We start from the raw sequence: 1,669 nt of genomic DNA, 5'->3' as shown, positions 1-1,669 counted from the left end.
ATTGCGCAACCAGCGCTCGTAACCGATGCGATAGATCGGGCTGCCGGCCATGCGCTGATTGAATTCGTCTTCGCTCCAGCCAAACAATTCGACCAGGGACACATCGTCCAGACCATGACGCACGGCAAAATCCGCCTCATGGCTCGCCACGGCAAAGCGGTTCCACGGACATACCAGCTGGCAATCGTCGCAGCCATAAACCCGGTTGCCGATCAGGGGGCGCAGCGCCTCGGGAATGGCACCAGAGAGTTCGATGGTGAGGTAAGAGATGCAACGCCGCGCATCCAGCTGATAAGGCGCGATAATGGCCTGCGTCGGACACGCTGTGATGCAGCGCGTGCAACTGCCGCAGTGCGCCGGCTCTTCATGGTCTTCGGGCAGCGGCAGATCGGTAACGATCTCGCCCAGAAAAAACAGCGAGCCCTGCTCGCGATTGAGCAACAAGGTATGTTTGCCGCGCCAGCCGAGCCCCCCCTGTGCCGCCAGCGCCACCTCGGCAATCGGGGCACTGTCGGTAAACACCCGACCGCCCAGCGCGCCTGCCGCCGCACTGACCCGCTCGCTTAACGCTTGCAGGCGTTTACGCAAGACCTTGTGATAGTCGCGCCCCAGCGCATAACGCGACAGATACGCTGCCCCGGGTTCGGCCAGTACCGCCTCGGCCGCCCGGGCCTCGCCCGGCCAGTAATTCATGCGCACCGAGATCACGCTCAGGGCACCGGGCACCAACTCGGCCGGACGCACCCGCATCAGACCATGGCGCGCCATATAATCCATTTCACCGTGGTGCCCGGCATCCAGCCAGGCCTGCAGGCGCTCTGCCGCCTCGGGCGGCAGCTCTGCACGGGTGATGCGCACGCCGTCAAAGCCCAGTTCTTGCGCCCATGCTTTGATTTGTGCCGCCAATTCGGGATAATCCACGTTTTGCATTTTACTCTCGGTCATGGTTATGGATGATACCAGCACCCGCAGCGGCTACCTGCCGGATGAAGCGGCTACATTAGGCTTGGGCGCAAGCCTGGCACAGGCCATCATCCCGGGCATGGTGATTTTTCTGGAAGGCGACCTAGGCGCAGGCAAAACCACGCTGACCCGCGGCCTGCTACAGGGGCTAGGCCATCAGGGGCGGGTCAAGAGTCCGACCTATACGCTGGTTGAGACCTACCCGCTGGCGAGTCTGACCGCGCACCATTTCGACCTGTACCGCTTCAATGATCCGGAAGAATGGGAAGATGCCGGCTTTCGCGAACTATTCGACCACGATACCCTGTGTCTGGTCGAATGGCCGGAAAAGGCGCAAGGCCTGTTGCCACAGCCTGATCTCACTCTAGCGCTAGCGGTGGCCGATGATGGCCGCACCTACCGCATCCACGCCCATGCCGCACAAGGGATTCAATGTCTGAGCCGACTTTCGATCTAAGCCGCCGCCATCTAGTCGGCGCCGCAGCGGCAACCTGGCTGCTGTCCGTCAGCCGCATCGGTTTTGCCGCCGTACCGCAAATCGTCGCGCTGCGCATCTGGCCGTCGACCACCTATACCCGCATCACGCTAGAGTCCAGCGAAACACTGCGCTACAAGCAGTTCAGCCTGAGCAATCCGGCGCGCCTGGTGGTGGACCTGGAAGGGGTGACGCTCAACGCGCTCTTGACCGGCATCAATAGCCAGATCA

3 protein-coding genes are annotated in these 1,669 nt (G+C 62.1%); 2 read left to right on the top strand and 1 reads right to left on the bottom strand.

Features of this window, described 5'->3' with window-relative positions; all coding sequences use genetic code 11:
- On the bottom strand, positions 1-930 hold a 930-nt coding region (queG, locus tag EGI20_RS18405; protein WP_498633140.1), incomplete at its 3' end, for a tRNA epoxyqueuosine(34) reductase QueG.
- Positions 931-949: 19 nt separating this feature from the next.
- Here queG and tsaE point away from each other — a divergent pair.
- Positions 950-1,420, top strand: a complete 471-nt coding sequence (gene tsaE / locus EGI20_RS18400) for a tRNA (adenosine(37)-N6)-threonylcarbamoyltransferase complex ATPase subunit type 1 TsaE (protein WP_498630575.1) — start codon at positions 950-952, stop codon at positions 1,418-1,420.
- The coding region (locus tag EGI20_RS18395; protein WP_498633138.1) for an AMIN domain-containing protein at positions 1,396-1,669 on the top strand (274 nt) is incomplete at its 3' end. The genes tsaE and EGI20_RS18395, both read left to right, overlap by 25 nt.

It is taken from the genome of Aquitalea sp. S1-19 (assembly GCF_024343515.1).
This window is presented reverse-complemented; position numbering and strand designations above follow the sequence as displayed.